Below are 15,341 nucleotides of genomic sequence, written 5' to 3' on the forward strand. Positions count from 1 at the left end.
GCAAAGACTAAAGCTGCGAACAGGGTTCGCCCGGCTGGCGACTTATGGGGCGGGCGGCAGCAACCACTCCCCCTGCCACAGGGTCAGCGCCTGTCCCGACATCCACACCCTATCCCCCTGCAACTCGAGCACCAGCTCCCCGCCCCGCGCGGAGATCTGGCGCGCCCGCAACTGCGCCTTGCCGAGTCGCTCGGCCCAGAAGGGCACCAGGGCACAGTGGTTGGAGCCGGTGACGGGATCTTCCTCCACCCCGACCCAGGGGGCGAAGTAACGGGAGACAAAGTCATGGTCCGGATCCCTCGACGGCGCCGTCACCATCAGACCGCGGCCAGGCAGGGCACGCAGGGCGTGGAAGTCCGGCTTGAGCGCCTGTACCTCTTCTTCGCAGCCGAGCACCAGCAGGAACTTGGCACCGGCGGCCAGGGTCTGCAGCGGCGTGCAGCCGAGGGCCTCGGCATAGGCGGGAGCCAATGTCAGCGGAGCAAGGGGGATACGCGGAAAGTCGAGCCGAATCCACTCCCCCTCGGCGCTGGCCTCCAGCAGGCCGCTGCGGGTCGCGAAGCGCAACACCTGGGAGCGAGCCACAGCCCCGGTCTGCCACAGCACATGGGCGGCCGCCAGGGTGCCGTGACCGCAGAGATCCACCTCGACCGTCGGGGTAAACCAGCGCAACCGATAGTGCGCCTCCCCTAGGGGGCTGAGGAAGGCGGTCTCCGAGAGGTTGAACTCCGCCGCCATGGACTGCAGCTCGGCATCGCTGCGCTCCTGCCCCAATACGACGATGGCGGGGTTGCCCCCGAAGGGGTGCTGGCTGAAGGCATTGACATGGAACAGTCTGGACATCGGCAGATCCTGAGAGGCGAAGGGGGACTCAATATTGCGATTTTTATACCACAGCCGGGGAGCCGCTGAGGCGGATTTCGGCTTTATAAATTCATAAATCGCATAAAGAAGATATTTTTATTCTTTGTTGTTATTCATTGCACCCCTTAACCTGACCAAAAATCAGACCATGGAAGACATGTGTGATGCAATTGACAGCCCCAATACCCACCATAAGCCCGCTCTCTGACGAGCAGCAGCGCCAGCTGAATCAGGTCTTGTCGACCCTCAATACCCAGCAACTCGCCTGGGTGAGCGGTTATCTCTACGGCCTCTCCAAGTCAGGCGTCCAGAGCGTCGCCCCCAGCGCCGCCGTGGCCGCCCCCGGTGACAGCCTGACCATTCTCTACGGCTCCCAGACCGGCAACGCCAAGGGCGTGGCCAGCGCCATCAAGGCACAGGCCGAGGCGCGCGGCCTGCCGGTGACCCTCACCTCGATGGCGGACTACAAACCCAAGCAGCTCAAGAAAGAGAGCCATCTGCTGGTGATAGTGAGCACTTACGGGGAGGGGGAGCCGCCGGAGAGCGCGGTGGATCTGTTCGAGCAGCTTAAAAAAGGCAAGATAGGCAAACTCGAAGGACTCAAGTTCGCCGTGCTGGGGCTGGGTGACAGCTCCTACGAATTCTTCTGCCAGACCGGCAAGGACTTCGACGACTTCCTGTCAAAAGCGGGGGCCGAGCGCATTCATGAGATCGCTAGCCTCGATGTGGACTATCAGGACGCTGCCAAGGCCTGGGGCGAGCAGGCGGTCAACGCCGTCGCCGCCACCCTGTCCGCAGGGGCCGCGACCGCCAGCGTAGCCGGCTCGGTGCAGCAAGCCGTCGGCCACAGCCAGTATCACAAGGAGAACCCCTTCCCGGCACGGCTCTCGGTCAATCAGAAGATCACCGGCCGCGACTCCACCAAGGACATACGCCACATCGAGATCAACCTGGAAGAGTCCGGCATCACTTATCAGCCGGGTGATGCCCTCGGCATCTGGTTCGACAATGACGCCGATCTGGTGGGCGAAGTACTGGCCCTGACCGGCCTCTCCGGCGATGAAACCACCGCACAGGGCCCCTTGTGTGCGGCCCTGACCCGCCACTTCGAGCTGACCCGCTTGCACGGCGGCTTTATCACCGGGTTGGCCGAGATATCGGGCAATGCGGCGCTCAAGGATCTGGCCGGCGACAAGGCCCAGGTCAACGCCCTGGTGGCCAGCGCCCAGGTGGTGGACGTGCTCAAGCGCTTCCCCTCCTCCCTGAGTGCGGATCAGCTTGTCAGCCTGCTGCGCCCGCTGACCCCGCGCCTCTACTCCATCGCCTCCGCCCAGAGCGAGGTGGAGGAAGAGGTACACCTGACAGTCGGCGTGGTGCGCTACCCGCAGGAAGATGGCACAGTGCGATCTGGCGGCGCCTCCTCCTATCTGGCGGACCGCCTGGCCGAGGATGCCGAGGTCAGGGTGTTCGTCGAGCACAACGACAACTTCCGCCTGCCGGCCAATCCCGATACCCCCGTCATCATGGTGGGTCCGGGCACCGGCATAGCCCCCTTCCGCGCCTTTATGCAGGAGCGTGAGGCGCTGGGTGCCTCGGGCAAGAACTGGCTCATCTTCGGCAACCCCCACTTCACCCAGGACTTCCTCTATCAGGTGGAGTGGCAGCGTTATGTGAAATCCGGCCTGCTGTCGAAGATTTCGCTCGCCTTCAGCCGGGATCAGGCCAACAAGATCTATGTGCAGGATCGCCTGCGCGAAGCGGGGCAGGAGCTCTACCAGTGGCTGGAAGCAGGTGCTCACTTCTATGTGTGCGGCGACGCCAATCACATGGCGAAGGATGTGCAGGAGGCCCTGCTGGAGGTGATTGCCGAACATGGCCACAAGAGCCGTGAAGAAGCAGAAGAGTATTTGAGCGAATTGCGTCGTGCCAAACGTTATCAAAGGGATGTCTACTGATGAGCAAGCAACCAATCTCGAAACAAGCAGCAGGACCGGTTGAAGGGCCACTGTCCGACAACGAACGCCTCAAGCGCGAGAGCAACTTCCTGCGCGGCACCATCGCCGAGGATCTGCAGGATCCACTCACCGGTGGCTTCAATGGCGACAACTTCCAGCTGATCCGCTTCCACGGCATGTATCAGCAGGATGACAGAGACATCCGCCCGGAGCGCGCCGCCCAGAAGCTGGAGCCCCTGCACAACGTCATGCTGCGTGCCCGCCTGCCGGGCGGCATCATCACCCCGGCCCAGTGGCAGGTGATCGACAAGTTCGCCGAGGAGCACAGCCTCTACGGCAGCATTCGCCTCACCACCCGCCAGACCTTCCAGTTCCATGGCGTGCTCAAGCGCGACATCAAGCTGATGCACCAGACCCTCAACAGCACCGGCATCGACTCCATCGCCACCGCCGGCGACGTGAACCGCAACGTACTCTGCACCAGCAACCCGGTGGAGTCCGAGCTGCACCAGGAGGCCTACGAGTGGGCCAAGAAGATCTCCGAGCACCTGCTGCCCAAGACCCGCGCCTACGTGGAGATCTGGCTGGACGGCGAGAAGCTGGGCGGTGACGAGGAGCCGATCCTGGGTTCCAACTACCTGCCGCGCAAATTCAAGACCACAGTGGTGATCCCGCCCCACAACGACGTGGACATCCACGCCAACGATCTCAACTTCGTGGCCATCGCAGATGGCGGCAAGCTGGTGGGCTTCAACGTGCTGGTGGGCGGGGGTCTCGCCATGACCCATGGCGACACCAGCACCTACCCGCGCAAGGCGAGCGATTTCGGTTTCATCCCGCTCTCCCACGTGCTGGAAGTGGCGGCCGCCGTGGTCAGCACCCAGCGTGACTGGGGCAACAGGGTCAACCGCAAGAACGCCAAGACCAAGTACACGCTGGAACGGGTCGGTGTCGAGGCCTTCAAAGCCGAGGTGGAGAGCCGCGCCGGCATCCAGTTCGGGCCGGTTCGCCCCTATGAGTTCACCAGCCGTGGGGATCGCTTCGGCTGGGTGGAGGGGATAGACGGCAAGCACCACCTCACCCTCTTCATCGAGAACGGCCGCCTGCTGGACTTCCCGGGCAAGCCCCTCAAGACCGGCATGCTGGAGATCGCCAAGATCCATCAGGGGGATTTCCGTCTCACCGCCAACCAGAACCTCATCATCGCCGGGGTGCCCGCCGGTGAGAAGGCGCGCATCGAAGCCCTGGCGCGCCAGTACGGTCTGCTGGACGACGGCGTGAGCGAGCAACGCAAGCAGTCCATGGCCTGCGTAGCCCTGCCCACCTGCCCGCTGGCGATGGCCGAGGCCGAGCGCATGCTGCCGGCCTTCGTCACCGACATCGAAGGTCTGCTGGCCAAGCACGCCCTGGCGGATGACGCCATCATCTTCCGGGTCACCGGCTGCCCCAACGGCTGCGGCCGCGCCATGCTGGCGGAAGTCGGTCTGGTGGGCAAGGCCCCCGGCCGCTACAACCTGCACCTGGGGGGCAACCTGGAGGGAACCCGCATTCCGCGCCTCCATCAGGAGAACATCACAGAGCCGCAGATCCTGGCGGAGCTGGATGCCCTGATCGGCCGATGGGCCAAGGAGCGCAACCCGAACGAGTGCTTCGGCGACTTCGTGATCCGGGTCGGGGTGATTGCGCCCGTCATCGACTCCGCGAGGGACTTCTATGCAGCCTGAACTGACTGATAGCGGGCGGCTGACACTGACCGCCGATGGCAGACTCGACCTCGACGCCCTGCTGGCCCTCGGCCGGGAGCAGCAGACCGAGGCACTGGCCCCCCTCAACCGGGAGCTGGACGCCATGAGCGCCTCCGAGCGGGTGCGCTGGGCGCTGGCGAATCTGCCGGGGGAACATGTGCTGTCGTCGAGCTTCGGCATCCAGGCGGCGCTGATGCTGCACCTGGTGAGCCGCGAGCGTGCCGATGTGCCGGTGGTGCTGACCGATACCGGCTATCTCTTCCCCGAGACCTACCGCTTTATCGATGAGTTGACCGAGCGGCTCAGCCTCAACCTGAAGATCTACCGGGCCGAACTCAGCCCGGCCTGGCAGGAGGCCCGCTTCGGCCTCTTGTGGGAGCAGGGGGTGGAGGGGATCACCCGCTACAACCAGCTCAACAAGGTGGAGCCCATGGACCGCGCTCTGAGCGAGCTCGGCGCCCGCACCTGGTTCTCCGGCCTGCGCCGGGAGCAGGCGGGCAGTCGCGGCAAGCTGCCGGTGCTGGCCATACAGCGCGGCCGCTTCAAGTTCCTGCCGGTGATCGACTGGCGCAACAAGGACGTCTTCTACTACTTCAAGGAGCACGATCTGCCCTACCACCCCCTGTGGGAGCAGGGCTACCTCTCGGTGGGCGATGTGCACACCACCACCAAGTGGGAGCCGGGCATGAGCGAGGAGCAGACTCGCTTCTTCGGCCTCAAGCGCGAGTGCGGCCTGCACGAGGAGAGTGGCGAGCACGACGGATCCGGCATCTGATCCCGGGTACAAGCGGCTGACCATAAAAAAACGCCCGGCAATGGCCGGGCGTTTTGCTTGCTGACATCCATGGACTGGGCCGCGCCGGAGGGGGCCTTAGCCCGCAGAGTTGCCTTGTGCCGCGGCGGCGCGCGCCTGGGTCAGCCAGTCATTGACCAGGGCCTCGTGTCCCTTGAGCCAGGCATCGGCGTGGCGTTCCACATCCGCCGGCTTGTTCTGTCCCTTGTTCATCAGGCCGTTCTGGATGTTGATGTCGTTCAACGACAGCTTGACGATGCTGAACAGCTTGGCCGCCGCCGGGTTGGCATCGGTGAAGGCCTTGTTGGCGACTATGTGCATGGTGTTGACGGCAAAGCCGTAGTTCTTGCCGTTGGGCAGCCGGGTCTTGGCCGCCTCCTTGGCATCGGCGGGCACCTCCAGCCACACCACGTCCTTGCCCGGCACCAGCTCGCTGCTGAGCCAGTAGGGGGTCCAGGTGTAGTAGAGCACCGGCTTGCCGGCCTGGTATCGGGCCAGGGTATCGGCGATCAGGGCCGCGTAGTTGCCCTGCTTGTGGGTGACGGTCGGGGTCAGACCGAACTCGTCCAGATGATGGTTGATGGCCCCTTCGCAGCCCCAGCCCGGGTTGCAGCCCACCAGATCGGCCTTGCCGTCCCCGTCGCCGTCAAACAGCGCCGCCAGCTTGGGATCCTTGAGCTGGCCCAGGTTGGTGATGCCGTACCGGGCCGCTGTTTTCTTGTCGATGAGGTAGCCCTGGGCGGCGCCGGCCACATAGGTGCCCTGACGGAAGAACACCTTGCCCCCCCCCGCCTGCTCGTACTTGTTGTCCTGCAGCGGTATCCAGTTGAAGGCGAGGAAGGTGCCGTCCCCCTGCGCCACCGAGGCGTAGGCCACGTTGTAATCCACCTCCTGGGCGGGCTGCACCTCGTAGCCGAGGCGGCCCATCAGCTTGCTGACCAGCAGGCTCTGGAAGGCCTCCTCAGGCAAGGAGCTCTGCAGGGGCTGCACCTTGACCCCCTCCCCCGGCAGCGCCGTGCTGGCCATGGCGAGGGAACTCAGCAGCAGGGCGCTCAGGGTCAATCCTTTGGTGATCTGTTTCATGCTTCTACTCCTTTGTAATCGAGGGATTTGCCGCGGCCACACAGGCGCAGCAGCAGGGCGACGGGGCCGCGCTGATACCAGCGGCCGACCCGGCTGCGATCCGGCTGTCCCATCGCCTGGGTCAGTCGATCGAGCACTATGGCCAGCAGCACTATGCCGAGGCCACCGATGGAGGCGAGCCCCATGTCGAGGCGCCCTATGCCGCGCAGCACCATCTGCCCCAGACCGCCGACCGCTATCATGGAGGCGATCACCACCATGGAAAGCGCCAGCATCAGGGTCTGGTTGACCCCGGCCATGATGGTGGGCATGGCGAGCGGCAGCTGCACCTTGAACAGCAGCTGGGAGGGGCTGGCACCGAACGAGTGGGCCGCCTCCACCAGGTCAGCGGGCACCTGGCGGATCCCCAGCATGGTGAGACGGATCATCGGCGGCAGGGCGAAGATGACGGTCACCACCACCCCGGGCACGTTGCCGATGCCAAACAGCATGACGATGGGGATGAGGTAGACGAAGGCCGGGGTGGTCTGCATAGCATCCAGCAACGGCCGGGTCCAGGTGGAGAGCCGCTCGCTGCGGGCCAGCAGAATGCCGACCGGCAAGCCTATCAGTACGCAGAAGAAGAGGGAGGTCAGCACCAGCGACAGGGTCACCATGGCATCGGACCAGGCGCCGATAAGGCCAATCATCACCAGAGAAACAAGGGTGCCGAGCGCCATGCGGCCGCCCACCAGCTGCCAGGCGATCAGGGTCAAGAGCCCCATCATCAGGGTGGAGGGGACCGTCTGCAGCAGCTGGGTCATGGCCCCCAGGGCCAGCGCCACAGGGGCGCGGACCAGCTGGAACAAGGGCCGCAGGTTCTCCACCAGCCAGCCGATGCCCCCCTCGACCCAGGTATCCAGCGGCACCAGGGCCTGCTGGAAGGGATCCAGCCAGTCGACGGCGGCACTGTTATCGACGACTGCGATCTGGTTCTGCCAGTCTGCCGCCTCTGTGGCCGTACTGCCCCAGGGATCCTCGGCTGTGGTGGTGGTCGCAGCGCCCCAGGGATCGGCCTGCGCCTCGTCGGCCCAGGCGGGAGCGCTCGTCAATAGCAACAGCGCCAGCAAGCCGGCCAGCAGACGGTGAGGGATCAAATTCATAGCGGGGTACTCCTGTCCAGGGTGTTGAGCAGATTGGCCTTGGAGATGAGTCCCAGATAGGTGCCATCCTCCTCGACCACGGGTACCTGGCAGGGTGCTGCGGCCACCTGGCTGATGAGTTCGTTGAGGGCGGTGTCGGCCAGAATGGGCTGGATGTCCGCCAGCAGCGCCTGCTCCAGGCTCCCCTTGTCACGGACCGCCTGACCGAGCGACTCCACCGAGACCACCCCGAGGAAGCGGCGGCTGCGATCCACCACATAGCCGTACTCCCGCTCCAGCTCCTTGAGCTGGCGCAGGGCATTGCCCGGCCCGTCCGTGGTGTGTTTCTTGATAAGCGGCATCTGCTTGCGGCTCGCCACATCCCGGGCGCTGAAGACGTTGGCGAGATCCACCCCGCGAAAGAAGGCGCGCACATAGTCGTTGGCGGGCTGGTTCAGGATCTCGTCGGGGGTACCCACCTGCACCAGCTGGCCGTCCTGCATGATGGCGATGCGATCGCCGATGCGCATCGCCTCGTCCAGATCGTGGGAAATGAAGACGATGGTGCGCTGCTGGCTCGCCTGCAGCTTGAGCAGCTCGTCCTGCATCTCGGTACGGATCAGGGGATCCAGCGCGGAGAAGGCCTCGTCCATCAGCAGTATGTCGGGATCATTGGCCAGCGCCCGGGCCAGGCCGACCCGCTGCTTCATGCCGCCGGAGAGGGCGTCGGGGAAGGCGTCGATCCACTGCCCCAGACCCACCTGATGGAGCGCCTGACGGGCGCTCTGCTGGCGCTCCGCCAGCGGCACCCCGGCCAGCTCCAGCCCGAAGGCGGTGTTTTCCAGCACGCTCAGGTGGGGCATCAGGGCGAAGGACTGGAACACCATGCTGATCTTCTTGCGCCGCACCTGGCGCAGTTCGCGCTCCGAAATGGCGGCGATGTCCTCGCCATCGATCAGCACCTGGCCGCGGGTCGGCTCGATCAGCCGGTTGAAGAGACGCACCAGGGTGGACTTGCCCGAGCCGGAGAGACCCATCACCACGAAGATCTCCCCTTCGTTGATGGCCAGATTGACATCCTGGACCCCCAGGGTCTGCCCGGTCTTTTGCAGAATGCTGGCGCGGTCGTGCCCTTTCGCCAGCAATTTGAACGCTTTTTCCGGATGTTCTCCGAAGATTTTATAGAGCGATTTCACTTCGAGTTTGACTGTCATACTGTCCTTTTTTTATGGCCGGCATATTGCTGTTCCTGCTGCCGGACGCGAACCAATTAATTTTAACACTAAGCAATTTCCCGCATAAACAAAAGAACCATAAGAGTCTCACAAAGAAAGCCAAGTCATAAGGAACTGATTTTTATCACATATTTTAAGAAGCAAAAATTCAACAGATGACCGAAAAAGATCGGACAAATATGAAATTACTGCATATAAAGTCCATTTTTTAGCCATTTGATGGGTAGGTTCAGTCGGCTGAGAGGCGCGAATGAGGGTAACTCCCGGACAGAGGCCCCTTTCCATCGACACTCACAAAATGATTACAACGCTAATCATATTTAACCCCTGTGAAGGGGGAGATTGAGGGGAGGATTGAGCAGGGCAGGAACCGGTGCGGGACGCGGCGGCGAAGTCGCAAAAAAAAGCCCCTCGGATTGGAGGGGCCTTGCTGACGGGAGGGATCAGCGTCGCTGCCAGGTTTCGAAGCAGTAAGGATGAGGGTTTTTCTCGTCGGGCTGATGGGGATCGCTCTCGGTGCGCACCCAGTCCACCTCATCGAAGGCGGGGAAGCGGGTATCCCCTGCCACCGCCAGATCGATCCGGGTCAGATAGAGCCTGTCGGCCCGGGGCAGCAGCTGGTCATAGAGATGACCCCCCCCTATCACCATCAGCTCATCCACTTTCTCGCCCCTTGCCAGCAAGGCGAGCGCGGCCTCGACCGAATCGACCACCTCCACCCCCTCTGCGCGATAGTCGGGATTGCGGCTGATCACCAGGTTGCGGCGCCCGGGCAGCGGGCGACCTATGGACTCGAAGGTCTTGCGCCCCATCAGCACCGGCTTGCCAAGCGTCACCCGCTTGAAGTGGGCCAGATCGGCGGGCAGATGCCAGGGCATCTGGTTGTCCAGGCCAATCACGCGATCGTGCGCCATGGCGGCAATCATGGAAATGTGCATGGGTTCAGCCTCTTGCAGCCTGTCTCAGACAATGGGCCGGTTACGGTACACGACCAAAGAGGGGATCGCCAAACCGAAACTGAGGGCCCCCACGATAAAGAGCACCTTGAGGCCGTTGGTCACGGCGTGATGGATAAGCTCGGTGGTCACCCCCGAGATGTTGAGCTCCACCACGGCGATCATGGTCTTGAACGCATAGACACCCGGGATCATGGGGATGATGGAGGCCACGCTGAACACGGGACGCGGTGCCAGCAGGCGCTTCGACCAGTAAACGCAGACAAAACCTACAGTGGTAGACGCCGCCAGAGTAGCCCACTCTATGGGCATGCCGTAATGAACGAGCAGGGTGCGCAGGCTGTGGGCCAGGGCGCCCCCCATGGCGCAATACTTCAGCATCCTCGGCGGCACGTTGAACAGCATGGCGAAGCCGACCGCCGGTATGGCAGACCAGAACGCATCCCTGGCGAGCAGCAAGAGTAGTTCCATCATGGTCGCCCCCCTCCCGCCAAGACCACCAGACGAGGCCCTGGCCCAAGACTCACACTAGTGGCACCGAAACGGAGCCCTATGTCCCCGCTTCGAGCGCGGATAGCGTCATTGACTTTCATATGGAGTTCCACCACAGCTTCCAGCCCCAGATCCCGGTGACCGACATGGCCAGCACTATGCCGATGACGGCGCTGATGGTGAGCAGGGTCGCCATGCCCCAACGGGCCAGCCCCAGGTTGAAGTAGCCCTTCACCATGTCGGAAACCGCATTGATGAGCGGAAAACCCGGCACCAGCAGCAAGACGCTGGCCGCCATGGCGAGATAGGGTTGGTCTCCCCACTGGAAGTAGGTGGCGCAGGAGGCGATCAGGGTGGCGACGAAGCCGGTCGCGGCGAAGTTGATGAGCGGGCTGTGGTGATGGCGAGCCATCAGCTGGCGCACTCGCATCGCCACCGCAGCGGCGACGAAGGTCACCAGGAAAATGGGCCAGTCGCCGCCGAACAGCAGGCTGAAGGCGCCGCAGGAGAGCCCCACCATGGGCACCACCAGCCAGGGGTGGTAATGGAACGGCACTATGCCGTCGAGCCGCTGGCGCACCTCCCTCACACCGATCAGCTCCTTCTCAGCCATGATGCAGATGCGCTGGACCTCGCACACCACCTGCATGTTGATCCCCTGATCCCGTACCCGGCGGGTGGTGGTGACGCAGCTCCCCTGATAGAGGCTGGTGAGCACTATGGCACTGGCGGAGATGGCCATCTCGACACTCTCCAGCCCCAGCGCCAACCCAAGCCGGACAGTGGTCTGCTCTATGATGCGCCCCTCGGCACCATGCTGGGCCAGCAACTGACCCACCTTGACGATGATCCGGGTGATCTCTGTCTGTTGCTCCCGCGACAGCACCCTTCTTGGTGTGATACTTCTCATAATCCCTTAGAGTCGTAGCAAGATGAAATGTGCCGAGATATTACCCTAAGCGTTATATTCCTTCATCCATATCTGTGGATTTAGCTGGCCGCCATGTTATTAAATGAGTGCGCAATGAGAATTTGCAGCAAATAAAAAACAAACCACCCTGTTTATTAACATCGGGTGGCTTGTGCCGAAGAAAATATTGAAAATAACGGAACAGGGTGGCGGCCAATAAATTATTTATTCCTCGGATGATCCGCCAGCACTATCACATTGTCTGGTGGCAGCCTCTCTTCGGCTTGCGCCAGAGACGTCTCCTGCAGCTGAATGATGTGACGGCGCATGGCATACACGGAGTCGTGCATCATGTTGGCAATCCGGATGCAGCTGTCGAGATTGTTCCTGGCCAGACGGCGCTGGCAATCGATGCGAAACTGCAGGCCCCGCAACCGCCGCTGCCGATCCGGCCCCACCTGGGCGATCAGGGCCTCTATCTGCTGATGCAGCAAGGCATCGAGCCGCTCCGGCTCGGCCAGAGCCCAGTGTTTGAGCGTATCAAAATCTGGCAGCTCCATATCCCCTCCTGGCCAGACGCCTCCCACATCCAAGTGCGACCACGCCCGGCACATCATTTCGCTGTCCATAGGAAGGTTATATAAGATGGTGGGGATTTTGGGTCTGTCGGCTCCGAGTCACAGGAGTCCGCTTTTTCATCCAGCAGGCGGATATCGGGCGAGAGGAAAGATTAATTCTTTAGGATTCATGAAATTATAATGATGCCCCATGCGTCACTTTTTTTATAAATTTTAAAGGCTTTTATGGCTCTTCTTATTCCCTATTCATCGATAGCGAATAGATCTGCTTTTCGTTCGACTCTCAATTCAAGCCTTTCCGTGTCGCACCCAAGCCGGTGGTTTAACATATCTCACTGATTATGTTATTTTATTTACCACTTTTTCCAATGACCAAGGGTTGAGCATGAGCAAGGCAAGAATCGGTATAGTCACCGTCAGCGATCGCGCCAGCGCGGGCATCTATGAAGATCTCTCCGGCAAGGCCATCATCGACACCCTTGACGCCTATCTGACCTCGGAGTGGGAACCCGTCTATCAGGTGATCCCGGATGAGCAGGATCAGATTGAGGCGACCCTGGTTCGGCTGGCGGATGAGGAGTCATGCTGCCTCATCGTCACCACGGGCGGCACAGGGCCGGCCAAGCGGGATGTGACGCCGGAAGCCACCGAAGCCGTGTGCGATCGCATGATGCCGGGCTTTGGCGAACTGATGCGGGCCGAGTCACTCAAGTTCGTGCCCACCGCCATTTTGTCACGCCAGACCGCCGGCCTGCGCGGCAGCTCCCTCATCGTCAACCTGCCGGGCAAGCCCAAGTCCATCCGCGAGTGCCTGGATGCGGTCTTCCCCGCCATCCCCTACTGCATCGACCTGATGGACGGGCCCTATCTCGAGTGCGACGAAGCCGTCATCAAGCCATTCCGCCCCAAGAAGTAAATGGACGGGGGATGTTAAGCCCCCGCCCCTCTCTTACTTGCGGCCGTACACCTGGACCCCCGCCTTGCTCCCTTCCGAATTGCCATAAACCTCGATCCGCTTGATGCAGACCCGGCTGCCGAGGGACTTCCAGCCGGACTCCTGATCCTCTTTCAGGTTCTTGTCAAAGTGCAGTGTCTTGCTGCGGTCATTGCCATAGATCACCTTGACCCTGTCCAGGGTCAGCTCCCGCCCCGCCTTGACCATGATGGACTTGGCCGGACGACAGATGATGACGGGAATGATGGCAGGATGGTCGCCCACCCCCAGCAGCATGGTCTTGCCCAGCCGAAATTCATCATCGGCCATGGCCGGGGGCACAACCCCGCCGAGCAGCGCCATCGGCACCAGGATGCGCAAGGCGCGGGTAAAGGGGGATGAGAGATGAAGAGAAAACAGAGCTGACATTATGCCTCCTGAAAAAAGGGGGCATGATAAGGGCCCATAGCCAAACCCAAGCTGTACTGGAGCTGTACCAGGAGGCAAGGCAATAGCCAGGCGAGGCTCATGCCGATGATGGCACCTCAGGCCCGGGACCTGTGATGGCGGGGACTCAGGCCCCCGTCATCACCTCTGGGGAGACTAGTTGCCCCACATGGTCATCAGCTGGGATTCCATGGCCTCTTCCGCCTCATCCGGCAGCGCGGTGAAGAAATCGAGCCCGGTCTGCTCCTCCACCGCATCCACAGTCACTATGTAGTCCGCAAGCCGGCTGGCCGACACATTCTCCTGGGGCAGGATGAAGGCGATGGCTTCCTGATTGGCCACATCCATCACCACCCTGTAGTAGGCGTGGGGCACAGTCACGCCGTTGCCGATGGCGCCATCGGAGTTGGTGAAGATGGGGCCCGTGATCACCTGGACATTCTCATAGGCGATGGCCCACTGCCGGGTCTTCTCCTCCAGGATGCGCCAGGCCCCCTGATTGAGCGCCGGCAGCTGCGGGGTCATGTTGGTCAGCAGGAAGCTCTGCTTCATGGTGGTGGCGGTGGAGCGCATGTCCGCCGCGGGCGCCTGATGGCCGCGATCAAAGCCCGAGCCCTTGTAGTCCGCCAGGGTGGCGCGGTACTGCACCGGCACCTCCTTGTCCTCGGCGAAGGCATCCTTGCGCGGCACCTGCCCCTGGGCGCTGGTCGCCGTCATCCGGTAAGAGACCCATTCAGAGACCTTGGTGTCGTAGTTGTAACCGGCGGCATAGCCCTCCCGGCATAACAGCTGACTGGATTGACCAGGCACTCCCAGGGCAACGTGATCCTTGCACTGAAAGCCCGCCGCCAGGGTCGGGAAAGTGGTGAGAGTAAATCCGATAGCCAGAACTAATTTATTGATATTATTCATTATTATGCCACTCCTTGTGTTAGGCGGAGTGATTTGACACCAGGTCGGATGAGCAAGGCAATCGCACAAATAGCGAGCAGTGCGGAAATGTGAGGGGGGCGGCAGATCGGTGAAATCCCTGTCGCCAGCTGGGGGATTGCCATCCCGTCCTCGCTGTGACAGGAAAGCACTTTGACTTGGTTATCAGATAGATAGGCAGACAAAAAGCGGAGCTACCGGCTCCGCCACTCTCCTCATGTAGCTCAGCTCTTCACCTCAGGCCTGGGGGTATCGGGCCGGGACGGCGGCAGTATGGGCAGCACTATCTGCGGCTGCTCCCCGGTCAGGCTCTCGAGGTAGGCGGTCATGTCGTCGGCCTCCTGCTCGCTCAGGCGCTGGCCGAGCTGGATGTCCGCCATGATCTGCACCGCCTCCTTGAGATCCCAGACGGCGCCGTCGTGGAAGTAGGGGTAGGTCAGCGCTATGTTGCGCAGGGTGGGCACCTTGAACCAGCCGATGAGCTGCGGCTCGCCGGTCACGGCGCCGCGTCCCTGGGCCGGGTTGTCGGTCTGGTAGTGCTTGACCAGCCCCATCTTCTGGAAGGAGTTGCCACCTATGGCGACCCCGTTGTGGCAGGCGGTGCAGCCCTTCTCCTTGAACAGCTGGTACCCCTTCAGTTGCTGCGCCGTCAGCGCCTTGCCGTCCCCCTTGAGCCAGCGATCGAAGGGGGCATTGGGGGTGATCAGGGTCTCCTCGAAGGCGGCGATGGCATCGGTGACTTCATCTATACCAAAGTCCGCCTTGCCATAGACGGCATCGAAGCGGGCGCGGTACTCGGGCAGGGTGTGCAGGGTGCCCACCGCCAGCTTGTGGGTAAAGGCCATCTCCAGCGGGTTCTCGATGGGCCCGGCCGCCTGTTCCTTGAGATCCTTGGCGCGACCATCCCAGAACTGCACGAAGTTGAGGCTGGAGTTGAGCACGGTCGGGGAGTTGATCGGCCCCTCCTTCCACTTGTGGCCGAGGGAGCTGACCTGATTGTCCACCCCGCCGGTTGCCAGGTTGTGGCAGGAGTTGCAGGAGATGGCATTGGATTTTGACAGTCTGGGCTCGAAGAACAGCATCTTGCCCAGCTCGACTTTCGCCGGGTCTTTCACCTTGGCGGCCTCGACCGCTTGTATCGGCTCACTCGCCCACCCCATCCCGGGCAAGGCCAGTGCCAGCAGCAGACAATATTTATTCATCTTTTTTCTCTCCCTTGAGTCTGCGAACAATCGCAGCCTCAGCCTGCCCGGGAAAGGCTGTCTTTTATTTGCCCAAGATCAATATTGGCTACAAAA

15 protein-coding genes are annotated in these 15,341 nt (G+C 62.0%); 4 read left to right on the forward strand and 11 right to left on the reverse strand.

All coding sequences use genetic code 11. The features are described 5' to 3' along the window. Positions 1-42: 42 nt before the first annotated feature. Positions 43-843, reverse strand: a complete 801-nt coding sequence (locus WIR04_RS15885) for a PhzF family phenazine biosynthesis protein (RefSeq protein ID WP_420883427.1) — start codon at positions 841-843, stop codon at positions 43-45. 185 nt (positions 844-1,028) lie between these two features. On the opposite strand from WIR04_RS15885, the gene WIR04_RS15890 reads away from it, so the two are divergent. Genes WIR04_RS15890 through WIR04_RS15900 form a run of 3 tightly spaced genes read left to right on the forward strand, consistent with a single transcriptional unit; the run spans position 1,029 to position 5,339 of the window. Beyond that, positions 1,029-2,819: an assimilatory sulfite reductase (NADPH) flavoprotein subunit gene (locus tag WIR04_RS15890; protein ID WP_338892603.1), complete on the forward strand. Its 1,791-nt coding sequence runs from the start codon at positions 1,029-1,031 to the stop codon at positions 2,817-2,819. Beyond that, the gene (cysI, locus tag WIR04_RS15895; protein WP_338888197.1) at positions 2,819-4,543 is read left to right on the forward strand and encodes an assimilatory sulfite reductase (NADPH) hemoprotein subunit; all 1,725 of its coding nucleotides are present in this window, start codon (positions 2,819-2,821) and stop codon (positions 4,541-4,543) included. Before WIR04_RS15890 ends, cysI begins: the two co-directional genes overlap by 1 nt. After that, entirely contained in the window at positions 4,533-5,339 is an 807-nt protein-coding gene (locus tag WIR04_RS15900) for a phosphoadenylyl-sulfate reductase (RefSeq protein ID WP_338888199.1), read from the forward strand. The genes cysI and WIR04_RS15900 overlap by 11 nt, the downstream gene beginning before the upstream one ends. Before the next feature lie 96 nt (positions 5,340-5,435). Here the strand turns inward: WIR04_RS15900 and proX are convergent, their stop codons facing one another. From proX to WIR04_RS15935, 7 genes are all read right to left on the reverse strand, one after another. Further along, positions 5,436-6,440 (reverse strand): glycine betaine/L-proline ABC transporter substrate-binding protein ProX, encoded by a 1,005-nt coding sequence (gene proX / locus WIR04_RS15905; protein WP_338888201.1) that lies wholly within the window; start codon positions 6,438-6,440, stop codon positions 5,436-5,438. Beyond that, the gene (gene proW / locus WIR04_RS15910; RefSeq protein WP_338888203.1) at positions 6,437-7,582 is read right to left on the reverse strand and encodes a glycine betaine/L-proline ABC transporter permease ProW; all 1,146 of its coding nucleotides are present in this window, start codon (positions 7,580-7,582) and stop codon (positions 6,437-6,439) included. Before proW ends, proX begins: the two co-directional genes overlap by 4 nt. Then, the gene (gene proV / locus WIR04_RS15915) at positions 7,579-8,775 is read right to left on the reverse strand and encodes a glycine betaine/L-proline ABC transporter ATP-binding protein ProV (RefSeq protein ID WP_338888205.1); all 1,197 of its coding nucleotides are present in this window, start codon (positions 8,773-8,775) and stop codon (positions 7,579-7,581) included. Before proV ends, proW begins: the two co-directional genes overlap by 4 nt. Before the next feature lie 464 nt (positions 8,776-9,239). After that, the gene (gene folA, locus WIR04_RS15920) at positions 9,240-9,734 is read right to left on the reverse strand and encodes a type 3 dihydrofolate reductase (protein WP_338888206.1); all 495 of its coding nucleotides are present in this window, start codon (positions 9,732-9,734) and stop codon (positions 9,240-9,242) included. A gap of 24 nt (positions 9,735-9,758) precedes the next feature. Then, positions 9,759-10,226, reverse strand: coding sequence for a threonine/serine exporter family protein (locus tag WIR04_RS15925; RefSeq protein ID WP_025325987.1), 468 nt, complete (start codon positions 10,224-10,226; stop codon positions 9,759-9,761). 115 nt (positions 10,227-10,341) lie between these two features. Beyond that, a complete protein-coding gene (locus WIR04_RS15930; protein ID WP_338888208.1) occupies positions 10,342-11,154 on the reverse strand; it encodes a threonine/serine exporter family protein in 813 nt (270 codons plus the stop codon). A 221-nt stretch (positions 11,155-11,375) separates the two neighbouring features. Then, positions 11,376-11,714: a DUF3135 domain-containing protein gene (locus WIR04_RS15935; RefSeq protein ID WP_163137383.1), complete on the reverse strand. Its 339-nt coding sequence runs from the start codon at positions 11,712-11,714 to the stop codon at positions 11,376-11,378. 403 nt (positions 11,715-12,117) lie between these two features. Between WIR04_RS15935 and mog the strand changes: the two genes are divergently transcribed. After that, a complete protein-coding gene (mog, locus tag WIR04_RS15940; RefSeq protein ID WP_025325984.1) occupies positions 12,118-12,648 on the forward strand; it encodes a molybdopterin adenylyltransferase in 531 nt (176 codons plus the stop codon). 33 nt (positions 12,649-12,681) lie between these two features. Here mog and WIR04_RS15945 read toward each other — a convergent pair whose 3' ends face one another. From WIR04_RS15945 to WIR04_RS15955, 3 genes are all read right to left on the reverse strand, one after another. After that, the gene (locus WIR04_RS15945; RefSeq protein ID WP_338892605.1) at positions 12,682-13,029 is read right to left on the reverse strand and encodes a DUF2541 domain-containing protein; all 348 of its coding nucleotides are present in this window, start codon (positions 13,027-13,029) and stop codon (positions 12,682-12,684) included. Positions 13,030-13,269: 240 nt separating this feature from the next. Next, positions 13,270-14,025 (reverse strand): DNA/RNA non-specific endonuclease, encoded by a 756-nt coding sequence (locus WIR04_RS15950; protein ID WP_338888211.1) that lies wholly within the window; start codon positions 14,023-14,025, stop codon positions 13,270-13,272. A gap of 242 nt (positions 14,026-14,267) precedes the next feature. Beyond that, the gene (locus tag WIR04_RS15955; protein ID WP_338888212.1) at positions 14,268-15,245 is read right to left on the reverse strand and encodes a cytochrome-c peroxidase; all 978 of its coding nucleotides are present in this window, start codon (positions 15,243-15,245) and stop codon (positions 14,268-14,270) included. Between the last annotated feature and the right edge of the window lie 96 nt (positions 15,246-15,341).

Origin of the sequence: Aeromonas rivipollensis (assembly GCF_037811135.1) — a bacterium.
Lineage (GTDB): Bacteria > Pseudomonadota > Gammaproteobacteria > Enterobacterales > Aeromonadaceae > Aeromonas > Aeromonas rivipollensis.

What these genes read in the sequence shown, in the direction of transcription:
- WIR04_RS15885 (WP_420883427.1), bottom strand. Translation starts at nt 843, where the DNA reads ATGTCCAGACTGTTCCATGTCAATGCCTTCAGCCAGCACCCCTTCGGG.
- WIR04_RS15890 (WP_338892603.1), top strand. Translation starts at nt 1,029, where the DNA reads ATGCAATTGACAGCCCCAATACCCACCATAAGCCCGCTCTCTGACGAG.
- cysI (WP_338888197.1), top strand. Translation starts at nt 2,819, where the DNA reads ATGAGCAAGCAACCAATCTCGAAACAAGCAGCAGGACCGGTTGAAGGG.
- WIR04_RS15900 (WP_338888199.1), top strand. Translation starts at nt 4,533, where the DNA reads ATGCAGCCTGAACTGACTGATAGCGGGCGGCTGACACTGACCGCCGAT.
- proX (WP_338888201.1), bottom strand. Translation starts at nt 6,440, where the DNA reads ATGAAACAGATCACCAAAGGATTGACCCTGAGCGCCCTGCTGCTGAGT.
- proW (WP_338888203.1), bottom strand. Translation starts at nt 7,582, where the DNA reads ATGAATTTGATCCCTCACCGTCTGCTGGCCGGCTTGCTGGCGCTGTTG.
- proV (WP_338888205.1), bottom strand. Translation starts at nt 8,775, where the DNA reads ATGACAGTCAAACTCGAAGTGAAATCGCTCTATAAAATCTTCGGAGAA.
- folA (WP_338888206.1), bottom strand. Translation starts at nt 9,734, where the DNA reads ATGCACATTTCCATGATTGCCGCCATGGCGCACGATCGCGTGATTGGC.
- WIR04_RS15925 (WP_025325987.1), bottom strand. Translation starts at nt 10,226, where the DNA reads ATGATGGAACTACTCTTGCTGCTCGCCAGGGATGCGTTCTGGTCTGCC.
- WIR04_RS15930 (WP_338888208.1), bottom strand. Translation starts at nt 11,154, where the DNA reads ATGAGAAGTATCACACCAAGAAGGGTGCTGTCGCGGGAGCAACAGACA.
- WIR04_RS15935 (WP_163137383.1), bottom strand. Translation starts at nt 11,714, where the DNA reads ATGGAGCTGCCAGATTTTGATACGCTCAAACACTGGGCTCTGGCCGAG.
- mog (WP_025325984.1), top strand. Translation starts at nt 12,118, where the DNA reads ATGAGCAAGGCAAGAATCGGTATAGTCACCGTCAGCGATCGCGCCAGC.
- WIR04_RS15945 (WP_338892605.1), bottom strand. Translation starts at nt 13,029, where the DNA reads ATGGCGCTGCTCGGCGGGGTTGTGCCCCCGGCCATGGCCGATGATGAA.
- WIR04_RS15950 (WP_338888211.1), bottom strand. Translation starts at nt 14,025, where the DNA reads ATGAATAATATCAATAAATTAGTTCTGGCTATCGGATTTACTCTCACC.
- WIR04_RS15955 (WP_338888212.1), bottom strand. Translation starts at nt 15,245, where the DNA reads ATGAATAAATATTGTCTGCTGCTGGCACTGGCCTTGCCCGGGATGGGG.